This window comes from Pseudomonas alkylphenolica (assembly GCF_016009175.1).
In the GTDB taxonomy this organism is placed as follows: Bacteria; Pseudomonadota; Gammaproteobacteria; order Pseudomonadales; family Pseudomonadaceae; genus Aquipseudomonas; species Aquipseudomonas alkylphenolica_B.
Genome location: NZ_JADUCM010000001.1, coordinates 460,867 through 480,517, shown reverse-complemented (window position 1 = coordinate 480,517; position 19,651 = coordinate 460,867). Strand labels below are relative to the sequence as shown.

The 19,651-nt window shown below is 60.5% G+C and carries 12 protein-coding genes; 7 read left to right on the top strand and 5 right to left on the bottom strand.

Features of this window, described 5'->3' with window-relative positions; all coding sequences use genetic code 11:
• Nucleotides 1-3 precede the first annotated feature (3 nt).
• The gene (locus I5S59_RS02125) at nucleotides 4-924 is read right to left on the bottom strand and encodes an aldo/keto reductase (protein ID WP_197875180.1); all 921 of its coding nucleotides are present in this window, start codon (nucleotides 922-924) and stop codon (nucleotides 4-6) included.
• Nucleotides 925-1,129: 205 nt separating this feature from the next.
• Here I5S59_RS02125 and I5S59_RS02120 point away from each other — a divergent pair, with 205 nt between their 5' ends.
• From I5S59_RS02120 to I5S59_RS02100, 5 genes are read left to right on the top strand one after another with little or no spacing between them, the layout of a single operon-like run.
• Nucleotides 1,130-1,729, top strand: coding sequence for a paraquat-inducible protein A (locus I5S59_RS02120; RefSeq protein WP_197875179.1), 600 nt, complete (start codon nucleotides 1,130-1,132; stop codon nucleotides 1,727-1,729).
• Entirely contained in the window at nucleotides 1,726-2,370 is a 645-nt protein-coding gene (locus tag I5S59_RS02115) for a paraquat-inducible protein A (protein ID WP_197875178.1), read from the top strand. The genes I5S59_RS02120 and I5S59_RS02115 overlap by 4 nt, the downstream gene beginning before the upstream one ends.
• Complete coding sequence (locus I5S59_RS02110) at nucleotides 2,351-4,003, top strand: intermembrane transport protein PqiB (RefSeq protein ID WP_197875177.1); 1,653 nt, start codon at nucleotides 2,351-2,353, stop codon at nucleotides 4,001-4,003. Before I5S59_RS02115 ends, I5S59_RS02110 begins: the two co-directional genes overlap by 20 nt.
• A gap of 17 nt (nucleotides 4,004-4,020) precedes the next feature.
• A complete protein-coding gene (locus tag I5S59_RS02105) occupies nucleotides 4,021-4,572 on the top strand; it encodes a PqiC family protein (RefSeq protein WP_197875176.1) in 552 nt (183 codons plus the stop codon).
• Nucleotides 4,573-4,600: 28 nt separating this feature from the next.
• Complete coding sequence (locus tag I5S59_RS02100) at nucleotides 4,601-5,692, top strand: AI-2E family transporter (RefSeq protein WP_197875175.1); 1,092 nt, start codon at nucleotides 4,601-4,603, stop codon at nucleotides 5,690-5,692.
• A 50-nt stretch (nucleotides 5,693-5,742) separates the two neighbouring features.
• On the opposite strand, the gene nfuA is transcribed toward I5S59_RS02100, so the two are convergent.
• The 3 genes from nfuA to I5S59_RS02085 all read right to left on the bottom strand — a co-directional run bounded on the left by nfuA (nucleotide 5,743) and on the right by I5S59_RS02085 (nucleotide 9,830).
• Nucleotides 5,743-6,327 carry a Fe-S biogenesis protein NfuA gene (gene nfuA, locus I5S59_RS02095; protein WP_028941949.1) on the bottom strand — a complete coding sequence of 195 codons (585 nt, stop codon included), beginning with the start codon at nucleotides 6,325-6,327 and terminating at the stop codon, nucleotides 5,743-5,745.
• A gap of 57 nt (nucleotides 6,328-6,384) precedes the next feature.
• Complete coding sequence (locus I5S59_RS02090) at nucleotides 6,385-7,419, bottom strand: acyltransferase family protein (protein WP_197875174.1); 1,035 nt, start codon at nucleotides 7,417-7,419, stop codon at nucleotides 6,385-6,387.
• A 110-nt stretch (nucleotides 7,420-7,529) separates the two neighbouring features.
• A complete protein-coding gene (locus tag I5S59_RS02085) occupies nucleotides 7,530-9,830 on the bottom strand; it encodes a fatty acid cis/trans isomerase (RefSeq protein WP_197875173.1) in 2,301 nt (766 codons plus the stop codon).
• 156 nt (nucleotides 9,831-9,986) lie between these two features.
• Here I5S59_RS02085 and metH point away from each other — a divergent pair, with 156 nt between their 5' ends.
• Complete coding sequence (metH, locus tag I5S59_RS02080; RefSeq protein WP_197875172.1) at nucleotides 9,987-13,694, top strand: methionine synthase; 3,708 nt, start codon at nucleotides 9,987-9,989, stop codon at nucleotides 13,692-13,694.
• Between the two features lie 97 nt (nucleotides 13,695-13,791).
• On the top strand, nucleotides 13,792-14,010 hold the full coding sequence (locus I5S59_RS02075; protein ID WP_197875171.1) for a DUF2970 domain-containing protein: 219 nt from the start codon (nucleotides 13,792-13,794) through the stop codon (nucleotides 14,008-14,010).
• Between the two features lie 11 nt (nucleotides 14,011-14,021).
• Here I5S59_RS02075 and I5S59_RS02070 read toward each other — a convergent pair whose 3' ends face one another.
• Entirely contained in the window at nucleotides 14,022-19,487 is a 5,466-nt protein-coding gene (locus I5S59_RS02070) for a hypothetical protein (protein ID WP_197875170.1), read from the bottom strand.
• Nucleotides 19,488-19,651: the final 164 nt, after the last annotated feature.

Genomic DNA, 19,651 nt, shown 5'->3' with positions numbered 1-19,651 from the left:
GGCTCAGGCGAACTGTTTGATCAGTTGATCGCGCTGGGCATCGCTCAGCAACGGCCCGCTACCGGCCTTGAGCTGGTCGAGCTGGCGGTCGGGGCGGCTGGTGGCCGGGATCACCGCGGTAACCGCCGGATGACTGATGGCGAATTTGAGGAACAACTGCGCCCAGCTGCTGATGCCCGCTTCACTTGCCCAGGCCGGCAGGGCCTGGTCCTTGACCCTGGCGAACAGCCTGCCGTCATCAAAGGCGCGATTGATCAGCACTGCCACGCCCTTGTCGTGGGCCAATGGCAGGACGGTTCGGGCTGCAGCGGGCGAATTGACCGAGTAATGAATCTGGATGAAATCCAGCGCCTCACTGCGCAGGATGCGTTCCAGTTCATCCAGGCCGCTGTCGACATAGTGAGTCACGCCAACATAGCGGGTCAGGCCCTGGGCCTTGAGCTCGCGGGCGTAGGGCAACTGGTGCTGCCAGTCGCGCAGGTTGTGGACCTGCAGCAGGTCGACCTTGTCGGTGCGCAGGCTGCGCAAGGTGCCAGCCCATTGCGCCTGGGCAGCGGCGCGGCTGTCGGCGGCGATCTTGGTCGCCAGGAAGGTACTGCCGCGCCATCCCCCCTCTTCCAGCAACTGGCCAAGGATGGCGTCTGCGCCGCCGTAGTTGGGCGAGGTATCGATCACTTGACCGCCGCCGTCGAAAAACACCTTGAGGACCTGTTTGAGCTGCTGGTATTGCGCAGAACCGGGTTCGACTTCAAAGCTTCCGGAAGTACCAGCGCCAATCACCGTCAGTGACTCACCACTGGCGGGAATCTTGCGTTTCAGCAGGCCAGTGCTGGTCTGAGCCAATGCCGTGCCCGGCAGATTGAGGCAACCCAGTCCGGCAACCAGGGTGGCACTGGCAGCGAGAAAATCGCGACGGGTAGGCATGCCAGTACTCCTCGGCAAGTGAGTGGGCGAAAGAAAAAGATTAGCCCTGCTACCTTGTAGTCGCTCCAGCAATCGTATCGGCATGTGTAATGACCGCAAAGAGTACATTTGTACTCCGCGCATCACTCACAACGGAAAAATCCGTGAACTTGCTCAGGCGCCGTCTATATTGAGCTTGTCCCCGCCCGCAGTTAGAGCGCGCCCTATGCTGGATACCGACCAGTTGATCATTTGCGAACATTGCGACTGCGTGTATCACAAGGTCCCACTGAAAAAACACCAGAAAGCACTTTGCCAACGCTGCGGCGCGGTGCTGCAGCGTTATAACGGCATGACCCTGCAGCAACGCCTGGCCCTGAGCATCACCGCCGGGGTGCTGTGGCTGATGGCCAACTTCTACCCGGTGATGAGCATCAGCCTCAAGGGCCTGTCGAACAGCGCCACGCTCTGGGACTCTGTGCTTGCACTGGCCGATGGGCCGATCACCTTTATCGCCCTGGTTGCGGCCATCTCGATCATCATCGCCCCGGTGTTCCAGCTGGTGATTCTCATCTGGGTGCTGGGTTTTGCCCTGGCCGGAAGGCGCTCACCGGGGTTTATCACCTTCATGCGCTGGCTGGAGTCGCTGCGCCCGTGGAGCATGCTGGAAGTCTGCCTGCTGGGCGCTATGGTTGCGGTGTTCAAGCTGGCCGGCCTGCTCGATGTGCTGCCGGGCATCGGCCTGTTTGCCCTGGCGATTCTGAGCCTGTTGATGATCCGCATTGCCGGTCGCGATATTCGTGAACTCTGGGACGCCTTGCCATGACCGACCTGGTAGAAGCTTCGCAACTCAACCTGGTGCTTTGCCATACCTGTGGCAAGGCCTGTGACGCCAGCCAGGCACTGCATGAATGCGACCGTTGCGGCGCCCCGCTGCACGAGCGCAAACCCAATTCGCTGACCCGTACCTGGGCCTACCTGATTGCGGCGCTGGTGTTCTACATACCGGCCAACGTACTGCCGGTGATGAATACCCAGATGCTCGGCGAAGGCGAAGACAGCACGATCATGAGCGGGGTTATCGAGTTCGCCTCCCACGGTGCCTGGGACATTGCCCTGATCATCTTCATCGCCAGTATCGCCGTGCCCGCGACCAAGTTCGTCGCCCTCGGCCTGTTACTGATTACGGTGCAGCGTGGCAGCACCTGGGCGCAGCGAGAGCGCTCCAAGCTCTACCGCTTTGTCGAACTGATCGGTTACTGGTCGATGCTCGATGTACTGGTGGTGGCGCTGGTCGCCGCCCTGGTCAAGTTTCAGGCTTTGGGCGATATCGAACCGCGCCCGGGCATTCTGTTTTTCGGCCTGGTGGTGGTGTTCACCATGCTCGCCGCGATGAGTTTTGATCCCCGGATGATCTGGGAAACCCGCCCACCCAAGGAGCACACGGATGAAGTCAGCAGTCACTGAGGAGCCGCCAGTGCCAGCGCCGAAAACGGTTAAAACCCGGCGTTTCAGCATTTCGATGGTCTGGATCGTACCGATCGTGGCCGTGCTGGTGGGTATATCGCTGGTCGTGCACAACTGGTTGCAGCAGGGCCCGACCATCCAGATCACCTTCAAGACCGGCCAGGGCCTGACTGCCAACAAAACCGAGGTCAAGTACCGCAACGTAGTCATTGGCCACGTGACCACGGTAGACCTGAGCCCGGACCAGAAAAGCGTGACCGCGACCGTGAAGCTGTCCAAGCAGGCGGAGAACTTCGCCGCCGAGGACTCCTCGTTCTGGGTGGTCAGTGCGCGCATCGGCGCAGGCGGTATTTCCGGTATCGATACCCTGCTCTCCGGCGACTTCATCGGTGCCGACGCCGGGCAGTCGAAAAAGCGTGCGAAGGTGTTTACCGCACTGGAGACGCCACCACCTATCACCTATGGCGAGCCCGGTCGGCGTTTCACCCTGCACACCACCGACCTGGGCTCGCTGGGAGTCGGTTCGTCGGTGTCCTATCGCAAGATTTCGGTCGGTCAGGTTGTGTCGTACCAGTTGGCCAAAGATGGCAAAAGCGTGGATATCGAAATTTTCGTCCACGCGCCCTACGATGCCTTCATCACCGACAACACCCGCTTCTGGAATGCCAGCGGCGTTGACATCGAAGCCGGTGCCAACGGCTTTGCCGTGCACACCGAGTCGCTGTCGTCACTGCTGGTGGGTGGTATTGCCTTCCGCGCCCCGCAGTACAACCCGGATGACCAGGCCGCCGCCGAAGACAAAGTGTTCGAGCTGTTTGACGACGAGCAAACCGCCCTCGCCCCGCCAAAAGGCAAGGCACAATACCTGGCACTGCGCTTCGACCAGGCGCTGCGGGGTTTGAAAACCGGCGCCCCGGTGGAGTTTCTGGGCGTGGAGATCGGTCAGGTGGTATCGGTCAACCTGGACTTCGATGCAACCACCCGCAGCTTCCCGGTCAATGTCGGCATCGTGATTTACCCGCAGCGCCTTGGCCAGGCGCATACCAAAATGCTCAAGGAACTCAAGCACGATCCGGACGACGAACGAAACGCCGCGCAACTGCTCGGCACCTTTATCGCCCACGGCCTGCGCGCCCCGGCGCGCAGCGGCAATTTGCTCACCGGGCAGCTGTACATCGCCCTGGACTTCGAGCCGAAGGCACCGAAAGTGGTCTTCGATCCCACTGCACGCCCGATCAGCATTCCGACCATTCCGGGTAGCCTCGAGCAATTGCAGGAGCAGTTCCAGGCCATGGTCGAAAAGATCAACCGCCTGCCCATCGAGCGCATCGCCAACAACCTCGATGCCAACCTGGTGGAGTTGCACAGCAGCCTGAAACAGTTCAACAAGAACACCTTGCCTGGCGTACAGGGCACCTTGCTGGAGGTCAGCAAGACCCTGCAGAGCGCCAACTCGACCCTGGCCGACGATTCACCGCAACGCGAACAGCTGACCCAGACCCTGGACGAACTTGGGCGCATGTCGCGTTCGCTGCGCGAGCTGGCTGACTACCTGGGCCGCAACCCTGAATCCCTGTTGCGTGGCAGACCCAAGGATGCACCGGCCGACGCATTGAAACCTTCGCGCAATTGACCGCAGGAGCACACACCATGGCGCATGCCTCGAAATTCGCACTGTTGGGCCTGGCGTTGCTGCTGGCGGCCTGCCGTAGCGACCCGATCCATTACCACACGCTGATCCCGCAGCAGCCCGCCCCTGCCAACGGTGTCGATATCCAGCTCGAACAGGTCACCGTTCCTCCGCAGGTTGACCGCGCCCAGGTGGTGGTGCGCCAGGGCAACAGCGGCCTGGCGATCCTGGAGACCGAATGGTGGGGGGCAACCCTGGCCGACGAGTTGCAAAACGCGTTGAGCAACCAGTTCACCGGCACCAGCAAACACGCGCGCCTGGGCCTGCGCGTGGATGTGCAGCGCTTTGACTCGGTGCCGGGGCAATATGCCCTGCTCGATGCCCGCTGGCGCCTGCGTGGCAGCAACGGCAGCGACGCCACCCTGCTAACTTGCCAGAGCGTGATCCAGACACCGGCCGGGGCATCGGTCGATGAGCTGGTCCTGGCGCACCAGCAAAACCTCAAGCGCTTCACCGATCAGGTTGCCCAGGCCGCCCGCAGCGGTGCCAGCACCTGCCCGGCCGCACGCTGAACAACTCCAGGAACGAGGGCTCGTCGTCATGAACGAACACAGACCCATTCAACTGGGTGGCACCCGCGAACTGCTCGATGTGCTGATCCGCGCCGGACTCATTGCGGTGCTGGTGATGTTCTGCTTTGAGGTCTTTCGGCCGTTTCTCAGCCTGATGCTCTGGGCAGTGATCCTGGCAATCACCCTGTACCCGTTGAACCAGCGCCTGGGTGGCTGGCTCGGTGGCCGCCCGGGACTGGCTGCGGTAATCCTGGTGCTGCTGGGCCTGGCGTGCCTGATCGGACCGTTGAGCCTGCTCGGTGCCTCGGTGGCCGACTCGGTCAAGCTGGGGATTCATACCTTCGAGAACCAGGCAATCGAGATTCCACCACCGCCGGCCGCCGTACAGGACTGGCCACTGATCGGCGGCCCGTTGTTCGGCATCTGGTCACACGCCAGTACCGACCTGAGCTGGGCATTTTCCCAGGTTGCACCGCACTTGCAGGGAGTCAGCAAAACCTTGCTGACTCAGCTGGCGGGCATTGGTACCGGCATTCTGGTGTTTATCCTGGCGTTGATTATCGGCGGCCTGATCATGGCCAAGGGCGAGATCGGCCATCGCACGGGTGTAGCAATTGCCTCGCGCATTTCCGGCCCCGAGCGGGGTCCGCAACTGGCTGAGCTGTGCACCGCGACCATCCGTGCCGTGGCTCAGGGTGTGGTTGGCATCGCCTTCATCCAGATGCTGCTGGTGGGCATTGGCCTGGTGGTGATGGGAGTGCCCGGTGCTGGTATTCTGGCCCTGCTGGTGTTGCTGCTGGGAATCACCCAGCTGCCCATTCTGTTGCTCACACTGCCGGTGGTGATCTATGTGTTTGCCACAGACGGTGTGAGTGCCAGCACCATCATCTTCGCCATCTGGACCATGCTTGCCGGGCTTTCCGACAACGTGCTCAAGCCGCTGCTGCTGGGTCGTGGCGTGTCTGTGCCAATGCCGGTGATTCTGATTGGCGCCTTGGGCGGCATGTTGACCAACGGCATCATCGGCCTGTTCATCGGGCCAGTGCTGCTGGCTGTGGGCTATAAACTGTTCATGTCCTGGGTTGCGCAACCGCTGGCAGACGACAAAACGCCGCGATAATCGCGGCGTTTGATTGCAACTACAGCTAGCCCGGTACGCCGGGTTAGACCTTAGTAGTAGGCGTTCTCTTTCTGACTGTGGTCAGTCACATCGCGTACGCCCTTGAGCTCCGGAATGCGCTCGAGCAAGGTCCGCTCGATACCTTCTTTCAAGGTGACGTCAGCCTGGCCGCAGCCCTGGCAACCACCACCGAACTGCAGCACGGCAATGCCGTCTTCAACCACTTCGATCAGGCTCACCTGACCGCCGTGGCTGGCCAGCCCCGGGTTGATCTCGGTTTGCAGGTAGTAGTTGATGCGCTCGTTGATCGGGCTGTCTTCATTGACCATCGGCACCTTGGCGTTCGGTGCCTTGATGGTCAGCTGGCCGCCCATGCGGTCGGTGGCGTAATCAACCACCGCATCCTCAAGGAACGGTACGCTGACCGCGTCGAGGTAGGCGGTAAAGCTGGCCAGCCCTACGGCGGTGTCTTCCGGCTTCTCTTCACCTGGCTTGCAGTAGGCAATGCAAGTCTCGGCGTAGGTGGTGCCCGGTTGGGTAATGAAAATGCGAATGCCAATACCCGGGGTGTTCTGCTTGGACAGCAGATCAGCCAGGTAATCATGCGCGGCGTCGGTAATAGTTATGGCGCTCATGGAAGTTCCTCACAGACTTGCCGGCAGTTTACGCCAACCTGGCCGCCGAACAAAGTCCTAGTAATTCTGTCGGGAAAGAGGAACGACTGCCGGCGTGCCTGCCGGCGCTGCCAACCAGCCACTCAAGCACTGGTACAGCCGTTTTTCCAGCAACCGGTAGCTGACCCAGGATAACGCCGCAATCAACGGAATACAGCCGGCAAACACCGCGTACGGGCTCAGGTGGAAGCGCTCGCTGGCAAACCAGCCGCCATACAGCACCAGCACATGCACCAGGTACACCGAATACGAGCAATCCCCCAGCGCCTTGAGCACGCGGTTGCCGCTGAAGTAGCGCTCCAGCGACACACAGGCCAGCACGATCAGGGCACTGGGCACGCCCCAGTGCAGCAAACGCCGGGAGGCATCCAGATAGTGAATTGCCAGCGCCGCCGCTACCAGCATGGCCAACGGCAGCCACAGGCTCTTGGCAATCCAGCCCTGGCGATAAAGCACACCAATGCCGATACCGAGGAGAAATTCGTAGACGATGTTGTTTCGATAGAAGTGATCAAGCAAGCCGGCGCGGGTAAACACCTCGCTGACGATCAGCAACAAACCGGTGACCAACAGCACCTGACGTTGCTGGCGCACCAGGAACACCAGGGAAAACAGCAGGTAGAAGAACATCTCGTAGTTCAGGGTCCAGCCGACGTTAAGCGTCGGATACTGCCCATAACCACCGGGGTTTTCGGCCGGAATGAACAGCAACGACAACAGAAAATGCTCCAGCTCGATCGCCTGGTGTGGCATCCATTGACGGGCCGTCAGCAGCAGCAAACCCATCAGGGCGGTGTAGAACCAATAGGCAGGAACGATGCGCAAGGCGCGGTTGAGCAGAAAGCGGCGCGGGGCAATGTCCTTGTCGCGGGTCGACAGGTAGATCACCAGGCCGCTGATGACGAAGAACACATCGACCCCCACCGCCCCCCGTTCAACGAGAAAACGGCCGACCGGGCCGCTGGCGTGAAAATCGAAGAAAATCTGCATGAAGTGATGGCAGACCACCACCCAGGCGGCGAGCGCCCGTAGTGCCTGAAGCGAATACAACATCCGGATACCTGCTGGTCAATCCCACTCGAGCCCCGGCCGGAACCGGGGCAGCTCAACGATGGGACCGCAGGTTGCCGGGAAAGGTCAGATGACCTTCCCGGCGGTCATGGTCAGAGGTTTTCGTAGCGGTTCATGTCGAGTACGCCGGCCTCAACCGCATCGGTTTCCTTGATGTAGCTGTTCAGGTCGTGGAAGTACTGCCAGAACTGCGGATGGCTGCGACGCACGCCCCAGCGCATGACCACGCGCTCGAACCTGGCGGTGTCGTCACGGGCCGCTTCAAGGTCCTCGACGAACTCGGGCACATCTTTGGCCGGCACGTTGAACATGAAGTTCGGGTAGCTGCTCAGCACCCCTGGCACCAGGGTCAGGGTGTCCAGACCCGGCTGGTAGCGATAGGCCTCGCCCAGCATGAAGGCCACGTTGCTGTGCGCGCGGTTGTGCAGCAGGCTGTAGACCTGACGCTGGCCACCCTGCCCTTCAATGCGCAGCATGGTCGCCTCAGGCAACTGGTTGATCACCTTCAGGCCGGCGGCCGGACGCGATACCAGGCGGCTGAGGGTCTGTTCAACGTCACGGAACTCTTCGTTCATTTCCGGGCGCGAGCAGTAGGCGTTCTGGCAGCGGTTAATCGGGTCGGGCGCCGCATTGAGGCTGCCGGTACGCTGGATCAGCTTGAGGCCGAAATCACGCTTGGGGTCGGCAGGGTCGAGCTTGAGTGCGCTCGGCGTGTCGGTGTCGATCTTCTCGTAGTCCAGCCACATCTTCACCTTGCCGCTGTTCTGGTACCAGTTGCTGAGGATCGCCCCGCGCGCATCGGCCGGCATCAGGCGCAGGAAGTTGACCTCGGCACCGTTGCGGATCAGGTCGAAGTACAGGCGCGTCTGGGCCTGGTGCGAAACGTTGCCGTAAACGTCGAAGTTGACCGCCAACTGGTAGTAGGTGCGCTCGAACAGCGGGTAGTCGAACAGCCACATCGTCAGTGGTACGTCGCCGATCAGGCCCTTGGTCACCGAGGCGCTGTCGAAGTGGCGGAAGATCGTCAGCAACGCGTTGTCGTTACCCGCCCACAAGGTCGACCAGCTCGGTGGCGGCATGTCGGCGTAGGTATCACGGCGCAGTTTTTCGTAGTCGTTACGCTTGTCGCGGTAGGCATGCCACAGGGTCAGGATGCTGCCGACATCGTCGATCTGCCCCGGCATGGCCAGCAACGGCGTGGCCTGGCCGCGGTATTCGGCATCGGTGACATAGCGGTCGTGAGCCGGCTCCTGGAACAGCGCCCAGAAATTGTCGCGGATCACGTCGGTGGCGATCTGACCGCGGCACACCGGGCCGCGAATGAAGGTGCGCACGAAGTACTCGGCGTTATCCAGCATGAACTGATAGCGGGCCACCGCCGGAATCGCTTCGAAGGTTTCGAAGGGGTTGGCGCGGTGGCGCGGGCCATAGCCCGGCAAGGCGTTGGCGTGCCAGTCGCCACTGTAGAACAGTTGCTTGACGCGCTTGAGCTTGTTCGGCCCCATCGGGTAGGTGATGTGGGTTTTATGCACGATCACGCCCTGTACCGGCATCAAGCGGTAGTAGAAGTCGGTGCCGGGGGGATCGTTGGGGCGCCGTGTGGCGATCAGGTCGATCGGCTGGCCGCTGGGCGTGCGCGAACGCACCCACTGGAAGAAGTGCCCCTGCTCGCCGCCGACAAAATGAATATGCGCCAGGAACAGGTGCTCGTAGAGCCAGCGTCCGACCAGCGCTTCGGTAGAGCCCGGGCGGTTGAGCAGCGCTTCCCAGTCGGCAATCTGTGCCGCCTCGGTAGCGCTTGGCTGGATCGGGTTGTGCTCCACCGGCGCACCCGCCGCAAGCCAGCGTTGCAGGGTCTGGTACTGGGCGTCGGTCAGGCCGGTGACCGCCAGCGGCATACCTTCTTTAGGGTGGGCGCCGGCGTAGGCGTCGAATTCGCCCGGTTGCGGGCACATGTTGTTGCGGTTCAGGCCCAGGACGATCTCTTCAGGCAGCTTGGCATTGGGCGTCAGCGGGGTTTTGTGGCCCAGCTCGAGCATGCGCGCCATCAGCGCCGCCTGGCTGCCCTGGTTGTCGAGCACCGAGTAGAAGCCCTTGCGTTGCCAGGCCTCGGTACTTTGCGCGTCGTAGAACAAGCGCGTCGGCGCCACCGCCGTGCTGCGGTCCCCTTGGTACACCGGCACTTTGGAAGCCCCACGCGAGGCGCCCTCGGCACTGCCCAGGTTCAGCTGGCAGGCCGCGTCGTTGCAGGCGTGGCAGGCCACGCACTTCTCGGTAAAGATCGGTTGGATGTCCCGGGTATAGGAAATAGCCGGGCTGGATTGAGGAGCTTGCCCCCACGCCACGCTGCTGATGAGCAGAGCGAAAGCGCCGGCAAGTAAGCGATGCACCATGTGCCTGTTGTCCTGGGTATTGAAAGCTTCACGATTCTACCGGTGCTGGCGGTGCTCCAACATGAATGAAATTCATGTAAATGCATGACACGTCTAAAAACCGCGCAGCTTTGTTATTATTCCGCACCTTTTGTTTTCGCCCGACCAGGTAGTCCTATGTCTGACCGCAGCGCTCGTTTCCAAGCACTTCAGCAAGCACTCAAAGAGCGCATTCTGATTCTCGATGGCGGCATGGGTACTATGATCCAAAGCTACCGCCTTGAGGAACACGACTATCGTGGCACGCGCTTCGCCGATTGGCCAAGCGACGTCAAAGGCAACAACGACCTGTTGCTGCTCTCGCGCCCGGATGTCATCGCCGCCATCGAGAAGGCCTACCTGGATGCAGGGGCCGACATTCTTGAAACCAACACCTTCAACGCCACCCAGATTTCCCAGGCCGACTACGGCATGGAATCGCTGGTGTATGAGCTGAACGTTGAAGGTGCGCGCATCGCCCGTCAGGTGGCCGACGCCAAGACCCTCGAGACCCCGGACAAACCCCGTTTCGTTGCCGGCGTGCTCGGCCCTACCAGCCGCACCTGTTCGATTTCTCCGGACGTCAACGACCCGGGCTATCGCAACGTTACCTTCGACCTGCTGGTCGAGAACTACATCGAAGCGACCCGCGGCCTGATCGAAGGTGGCGCCGACCTGATCCTGATCGAAACCATCTTCGACACCCTCAACGCCAAGGCAGCAATCTTCGCCGTGCAGCAGGTGTTCGAAGAGGACGGCCTTGAACTGCCGATCATGATTTCCGGGACCATTACTGACGCCTCCGGCCGTACCCTGTCCGGGCAGACCACCGAAGCGTTCTGGAACTCGGTGCGTCACGCCAACCCGATTTCGGTAGGCCTTAACTGCGCCCTTGGCGCCAAGGACCTGCGCCCGTACCTGGAAGAACTGTCGACCAAGGCCGGCACCCATGTGTCGGCGCACCCGAACGCCGGCTTGCCGAACGCCTTTGGCGAGTACGACGAAACCCCGGCCGAGATGGCGGTGGTGGTTGGAGAGTTTGCCGCCAGCGGTTTTCTCAACATCATCGGTGGTTGCTGCGGTACCACCCCCGGGCATATCCAGGCGATTGCCGAAGCGGTCGCCAAGTACGCACCGCGGCCGATCCCGGACATTCCCAAAGCCTGCCGCCTGTCGGGCCTTGAGCCGTTCACCATCGATCGCAACTCGCTGTTCGTCAACGTTGGCGAGCGGACCAACATTACCGGTTCCGCCAAGTTCGCCCGGCTGATCCGCGAAGAGAACTACACCGAGGCCCTGGAAGTCGCCCTGCAGCAGGTCGAAGCCGGCGCCCAGGTGATCGACATCAACATGGACGAAGGGATGCTCGACTCCCAGGCGGCCATGGTCAAGTTCCTCAACCTGATCGCCGGTGAGCCCGACATTTCCCGGGTACCGATCATGATCGACTCCTCCAAGTGGGAAGTCATTGAAGCGGGCCTGAAGTGCATCCAGGGCAAGGGCATCGTCAACTCGATCTCGATGAAGGAAGGCGTAGACGCCTTCAAGCATCACGCCAAACTGTGCAAGCGCTACGGCGCTGCGGTGGTGGTGATGGCCTTTGACGAGGTCGGCCAGGCCGATACCGCCGCGCGCAAACGTGAAATCTGCCAGCGCAGCTACGACATCCTGGTCAACGAAGTGGGCTTCCCGCCGGAAGACATCATCTTCGACCCGAACATCTTCGCCGTTGCCACCGGCATCGAAGAACACAACAACTACGCCGTCGACTTCATCGAAGCCTGCGCCTACATCCGCGATCACCTGCCCTACGCGCTGAGCTCGGGTGGGGTTTCGAACGTGTCGTTCTCGTTCCGTGGCAACAACCCGGTGCGCGAGGCGATCCACTCGGTGTTCCTCTACCACGCGATCCAGAATGGCCTGACCATGGGTATCGTCAACGCCGGCCAGCTGGAGATCTACGACGAGATCCCGCCGGCACTGCGCGAGCGGGTCGAAGACGTGGTGCTCAACCGCACCCCGGAAGGCACCGACGCCCTGCTGGCGATCGCCGACGACTACAAAGGCGGCGGCGCAGTCAAGGAAGTCGAAAACGAAGAGTGGCGTTCGCTGCCGGTCGGCAAGCGCCTGGAACACGCGCTGGTCAAAGGCATCACCGCCTTTATCGTCGAAGACACCGAAGAGTGCCGCCAGCAATGTGCGCGTCCGATCGAGGTCATCGAAGGCCCGCTGATGAGCGGCATGAACGTGGTCGGCGACCTGTTCGGCGCCGGCAAGATGTTCCTGCCGCAAGTGGTGAAGTCGGCCCGAGTCATGAAACAGGCCGTGGCGCACCTGATCCCGTTCATCGAAGCGGAAAAAGGCGACAAACCGGAAGCCAAGGGCAAGATCCTCATGGCCACGGTCAAGGGTGACGTGCACGACATCGGCAAGAACATTGTCGGCGTGGTGCTTGGCTGTAACGGTTACGACATCGTCGACCTGGGCGTGATGGTCCCGGCCGAGAAGATCCTGCAGACGGCCCGCGAACAGAAATGCGACATCATCGGCCTCTCCGGCCTGATCACCCCGTCGCTGGACGAGATGGTCCATGTCGCCCGCGAGATGCAGCGCCAGGACTTCCACCTGCCGCTGATGATTGGCGGTGCGACCACCTCCAAGGCACACACGGCTGTGAAGATCGAGCCCAAGTACAGCAACGATGCCGTGGTCTACGTTACTGATGCCTCGCGCGCTGTCGGCGTGGCTACGCAGTTGCTGTCCAAGGAACTCAAGCCGGGCTTTGTCGAGAAAACCCGCCTGGACTACGTCGAAGTTCGCGAGCGCACCGCCAACCGCAGCGCGCGCACCGAGCGCCTGAGCTACGAGCAGTCGATTGCGGCCAAGCCGAAATATGACTGGGCCGGTTACCAGCCTGCAGTACCGACCTTCACCGGGGTCAAGGTGCTGGAGAACATTGACCTCAAGGTGCTGGCCGAATACATCGACTGGACGCCGTTCTTCATTTCCTGGGACCTGGCCGGCAAATACCCGCGCATCCTCACCGACGAAGTGGTTGGCGAAGCGGCCACTGCGCTGTTCAAGGATGCCCAGGACATGCTCGCCAAGCTGATCGACGAGAAGCTTATCAGCGCACGCGCAGTATTCGGCTTCTGGCCAGCCAACCAGGTCAACCATGACGACATCGAAGTCTATGGCGAAGATGGCCAGCCATTGGCGCAGCTGCATCACCTGCGCCAGCAGACCATCAAGCCGGACAACAAGCCGAACTTCTCCCTGGCCGACTTTGTCGCGCCGAAGGACACCGGTATCACCGACTACGTGGGTGGCTTCATCACCACCGCCGGCATCGGCGCCGAAGAAGTGGCCAAGGCCTACCAGGACAAGGGCGACGACTACAACTCGATCATGGTCAAGGCCCTGGCCGACCGCCTGGCCGAAGCCTGCGCCGAGTGGCTGCACGAACAGGTGCGTAAAGACTACTGGGGTTACGCCAAGGACGAGCACCTGGACAACGAGGCACTGATCAAGGAACAGTACTCGGGTATCCGCCCTGCCCCGGGCTACCCGGCCTGCCCGGACCATACCGAGAAGGAAACCCTGTTCCGCCTGCTCGATGGCACCGCCATTGGCGAAACCGGCCCAAGTGGTGTGTTCCTCACCGAGCACTTCGCCATGTTCCCGGCGGCGGCTGTCAGCGGCTGGTACTTCGCGCACCCGCAAGCGCAGTACTTTGCCGTGGGCAAGATCGACAAGGACCAGGTGCAGAGCTACACCGCACGAAAAGGCCAGGACCTGAGCGTGAGTGAACGTTGGCTGGCGCCTAACCTGGGCTACGACAACTAAACCCGTGAGCCGGCTCCTACGCCCGGAGGAGCCGGCTTGCCGGCGATAAAGCCCGCAAGGTCTACACTAATGGGGATACCTGCACCAGGAGCCCCTCATGGACGAACCCACCCAGGGCAAACCGCCCACCTTCTGGCAGATGCTGCAAAGCATCCTGGCCGCTGCATTTGGCGTGCAAACCGGCAAGAACCGCGCGCGTGATTTCACCCATGGCAAGGCCAGCCATTTCATTGCCCTGGGCACCGCGTTCACCCTGGTCTTCATCCTGGTGCTGGTCGGCCTGGTGCAACTGGCCCTGCACCTGACCGCCCGTTAATCTCGCCCCCCTCAATTGATCGCCAGTCCCACATCCGTCACCACCTGTGTGTTGACGGCCAGCAGGTAGGTCGTCGACTGGGTCGTGATCTCGAACACCTGAAAACCTAGCGCGGAAAATTCCTCGGCTTTATAGATGCTATGGCCGTTGATGATGACCACCCGTCCACCGTCGTTGACGAACGGTACGACATGAGTCGCGATCTTTTCCATGAACTGGACTTCGGAGAGGTAGTTATCACTGAAATGTCCGCTGAGGATAGCGAGGTCACCGTGTTTGGTCGTACCTTCAATCGCGTTGAACATTTCCCAGCCGTTGTAATCCGTAAACACCGAGCTCTCACCCTGAGCGGTATGGAGGTGGCTGAGATAGTTCAAGTGCTCGATGTTGGCGATTCCGCTGTACAACAGAGACACGAACTGTCTGTCTCGCACAACAGATGACAACGGCAAGTCAAGCCGGCCTAGGTTATTAATTCTAACCGCAGCATATTGTGCTGAATTGTTTTGCATCAAGTAGAAGGCTGCTGCCAGAAATGCCCGGGCCTCGACTTCAGGGAGTGGCGAGCGGACGCCGATACCGCCTGACGCCAATATAAAGTGAGTATCGATCAGCCGGTAAAAATAGTGCTTGATGTCCTCACGTATCCGGCTTGCCGCTTCAGAAACCATAAAGACTTCCGCGTCCGCAATTGTTGCGAACTGCTTTTTCAAGTCAATGCTGTCGAACCGTACACCTGTGCCTTCATACGCAAGTGCCGCCAGGTTGACCTTGATGCTTTCGATGTAGTGCTTGACCTGGTCGGGTTGCTCGACTATCACGCGCTGTGTCCATTGGATAAGCGGGTTCTTATCATTAACTTGCATCGCGCCGGTAAAACCGACTGCTCTGGCATAGTTGGAGTAGAATCCAGAACCAGACATGGGTTCCAGAATGCGCCGCACCACAGGCTGACCCGCTACCCGCTTGCCAATGAGATTGGCTATCAGTGCCCCACTGACAAACCGCACTTCGGTTGAGATTTTTCCTGGCATATCGAAAAACGGCAACGACGTGAGATCCAACGGCATCTGCCACTGATTGGAAAACACCTCGACCTTGGTGGCGATGTTGGCCGCGGAACTTTTTTGCCTCAACACGTCAGTACTATTATTGAGAAGGAGTTGATACTCGGCCTTCTGCCCCTTCGGCCAAACGAACGGATAAAAAGGATTTTCCGATTTATGGCTGCCAGCCTGGGCCCTGAACCATGCTTCATAGGGGGATCCCTGTATGCCAAACCCGGTCGGAATCGGGCGGGGAGTTGCTGAACCCCACGGCCGCCACATAACGACAGGCTGATCGCCGGGTGCCCCGCCTATCAACGTCCCCGCCGTCTCCCAGACGCCACCTGGCCCCTGACGGATCCAAACGCCACTGCCACTGCCATCCGGCCGGGCTACTTCCAGCTCGGTCGCGCCCGCCTCTGCCGGTCGCACGCGATAGTACGCCCGGTTGCCGCTTTTGAACGCAATGTAATTTCCCCCTTGTACGCCATCGTCAGCCCAAACGTGATAGATCCGGGCTGACGGCTCGCGGGTCAGCATCTCGTCAAGTTTGGCTAACAACAGCGGAGCCAGGACCTGAGCACCATCGAGCCGTTCAAGCGCTGCTACCGGCTCCTGCAGGATCCGCCATTCGGCGTAGCTACGCAGCATCAACGGCCCGGCCCCGCCGGCAGCCGACATCACGCGCCACGCGTCGCCCTCAGCCTGAACCTCCAGCGCACCGTGGCCCCACTCCAGCCAGACCTTCGACGCCTGACGCGTCAAGCCGTCCGCCCCCGGACTCGCCGTGAGCGTCACAGCCTGTACATAGATGGAAAGCCGAGCCTGTGGTGTTACATCAAGCCCGCGCAGGCGTCCCTGGGCACTCGCAGGTGCACGGTTCTTCAGCAACTTGTCCATGACGCGCCGGGTCAACACATGGGGCTCGTCAATGTTTATACCCAGCCTGTCGCGGGCATCATCGTCCATCAGTTGCAGCACCAGGTCACTCAGTGGGTTCGCGGCCTGCGCACTGGGGGTCACGGTGTCTCGGGCATCCAGCTTGCCCAGGTAGTCATGCGAATCCGGCGCCCCGCGCCGTTCGAGCACCAGCACCTGTGGAGCGCCTTCATCGCCCCACACCGCAACACTTTTGCTCGCAACGAGCACCCGAACAGCAACGGCTTTGTCCGCACCCTGAACTTCGCTGAACAGGTTCATCAACCCCGACAGGTAAAGCGATTCGGCACTGTGCGTCAGCGCCGGTGGAACAGACAGCCCCGATTCACCGCTGAGAAGGGCAAGGTCCGTTTGTAATCTGGCTTTGTCGAGGTTCTCAACGCTGCCGGCGTCCGGCACCCGCCGTTCGCACTCGGCGCTAACACAGCGTGTCGCCGCGCCGCTTAATGCGCCCTGTACAACAGTGTCTTTGCCTTCTACCGTGGCTGCGAGCAGTATGCGGTCTGCGACTGGAACGCTGGCGCGCGGGCGCGCGCCATGGTGGATGGCACGGTCAAAAGCACGCTCGATCTCTGGGGAATGCAACAGTTTGGCAGTCTCTTCCTTGAGGCGAATCGCCTGCTCCGACCGACTGCCCTTATGTGCACCTGCAGGCTGCACATAATGGAAGAGTGAATTGGCGATCACGCCCTGCTGGTTTGCAGTACCCTCACCGAAGTGCCAAGCGCTATACCGCGTCAACTTGACCTCAGGTTTGGTCTGGTTGCCCCCAGGTATCAGACTGCCACTCACCGGTTCAAAACGCCTCAACGACGAGCCGTCCGGGCCCAACACTGTGATGCAGACGTCCAGATGATGACTAAGCAGCCCTACGACCGGCCATTCCACACTGGTGGGTAATTCGCTATAGCCTGACGTGTCCAGACTCTGTTTCGCCTGCGCCAGGAGCACCCGGTTCATGGCTTGGGAGGCTTCCACAGCCAGCTCCATACCCATGGGGACCTGACCAGACTTCATGGCACGCAATTCAGGGCTGCTCACGCCTGACTGGCGAAACATCTCAGACAGCTTGCCATCCTCCAGCCCTTGCAGTGCGGGCGGCAGCATACTGCGCAGCATCGGTGCGGGTGCGGGCAACGGAGCGTCCGGGGGCTGTCCGGTGTTGCCATACTTGCCTGGCAGCAGTGCCTGGCTCAACTGATCGAGGCGTACCTTGGTCAGCTTCGCGGCTTTGCGGGTCGCGCCCATTTCCAGCACGGTTTCAAAAAACTCGGTCAGCGCTTCACCTGCCTCGTTCCATTTCTTCGCCAAGACACTGCTGGGGAGGTCGACCGCCAACTGTTTGAGAAACATTGCCTTGAACAGCAAAGCCCTGCCGGGCAGCTTCACTTTTCCAGGTACCGCTATCAACAGCACATCTAGCACAAAGGAAACGAACTCGGACCCCAGTCGGAGCGCATGCGCCACGCTGCTCTGCTGGTTGGGAGTAAATTGCTCTTTAATCTTTGCCGCGAGATGAGCCCGCCGGGTTTTCCCCAAAAGCGCAGCGAACGTGGAATCCGGGCGAATGCTGTATGGCACTGTCACCTTCACGCCGCTGGCCTTGCGGTCATAATCCGTTTTGCTCACATAGACGCCCTGAGCCGTCCAGTAAGCCGTGGCGGGACGGTCTTTACTCGGTTGATGCGGCAACGGTTGGGGAAGTTTTGCCATTACTGCCTTCTGGGCCGCTGGCCCCAGCAGTTTCCAGGACCACCCATCGAGACTCTGTCGAGTGCCCCAGAGGTTGCTGCGAAACGCTTTGATGAAAACATCTGTCGCGCTGAGATCGTTATCCAGGTCGGCAATAAACAGTTGGCCTTCCGGCTCCGTGGCGGCATAGATGAAGTTGGCCCTACGGGCTCGCAGCCCAAATACCGGCACATCATGCGCCTCGATCTGCAGGCGCTGATTGCCATATGAATAAGGATCATCGCCAGTATCCCCACCGGCTGACAACCCGGCACTGGCTCGCAACTGCTGATACTGCTCAAGCGTGATGCGTTGCGCCTTCAACGCGTTGAGCAAGGTAATCCCGAAATCCTTCAGTGCTTCCTGGGCAATCGAGACCGCAATGGCACCCTCACGCCCCCACTGGTCGCATTTGTCCGCTATTTTTTGGCCGATATCGAGGTCTCGCCCGATGCGGATCACGTCGTTGACTGTCACCGCCTCACCATCAGCATTGGTAAAAAGCGCGCCATCAAGCGTCAGCCAACTGTTCTTGACGAAATCATAGGCATCCCGGTTCATCTGAGGCGGCGCTAGCTGAAATGGCGTTCCGTGGGACAGCCAGGCCCAAAGTCGACCGCTGACAGCAGGCTTGTTGGTACGAGCGGTATGGATGGATAGCGAATCGACGTCTACGACATACCCAGCAAGCCCTGTCAATGAGGCACTGACTCGCGCCTTGATATCTGTAACGATTTTCTTCAGCTCCCCCATATCAACCGGAGGCGTCAGATAATGCGCATTCAGCCGCGCTCTAAGCGGCAGATTCAGCGCTCCATAAAACGACGTCACAACTTTCTGCGCTTGATACACAAGGTCGCTAGCCTGTTTCTCGTCGGCGGTCAGTAAAACAGGTTCGTCACCGTGTGGGTGCACTGTGACCAAGGTAGCGTTCTGCGACGCCTCGTCCGGGTCAACCGGTTCTGGGTTTGACACCACTGTCGGCGCATCCGACTGGAACGCTGCAGGCAGGAGCGCATGCGCCAACAGAGAATTGAGCGCGTTGTGGGCGGCCATAAGGAACACCAGCACGTCGATACCAGGTGGATCGGCCTCCATCTGCGCGGTGATCTCGACATCGATTTGCCGCTGCAACTCTCGCACAAAATCGTCTGCATCCACCGCTGTGTTCACTGCCAACCGGTCAGCAACGGTTACCGCAGCTTGCTGGAGATCTGGTGAATCGACAGGCCAGTCCTCATCACAAATAAATACGCCTGCCTTCACCAACGACTGGGTGAGCGTGCCCATCGCCGCTGCCTGGATCAGTTCCCCGCGCAGGGAGACCAAAGGCAATGGTGTAGTCATGGACGATTCCGCTGAGGCGTCGGCCTGTACCTGCGTCGCAGCTAGCAACGCGTTGTGCGCGGCCATCAAACTGAAGTGCCACGCTGTTTCGGGAATCTCGGCATCAAAGCTGACGTCGATCTCAAGATCGACCTGGGCCTGTAGTGCCAGGAGAAAAGTCGAGGTGTTCGCGTGCGCGCTTTCACCTTGCGCCTGCGCCACATCAATGGCCAACGCTTGCAGGCGCTCCAGCAGAATCGCATCGCCGTTGTCCCAGAGAAAAACGCCCTCTGCGACCTGCGTCAGGTCGAAGGTATCGATCGGGGTGGGTTGGTAAAAGTGGCTGGCAATTGTGATCGGTGGCAGACCCGATGACGGAACATGCGTCCCTGAATCGGTAAATACGTCGTTACCGGGCGTGATGGAAGAGGTCATGACGGACTCCATTGCGGATGAGGGAGCCGTCATCAGAGCAGTGAACAGAAACGTCACTGCGCTACATGTATCTATACGCGGACCAAGTCACCTGTGCTTGGCCGCGTGCGCCTGCGGGAATCCCTCCGCAGGCGCTCAGGTTGCAACACGGTCTTGAAGGGAAG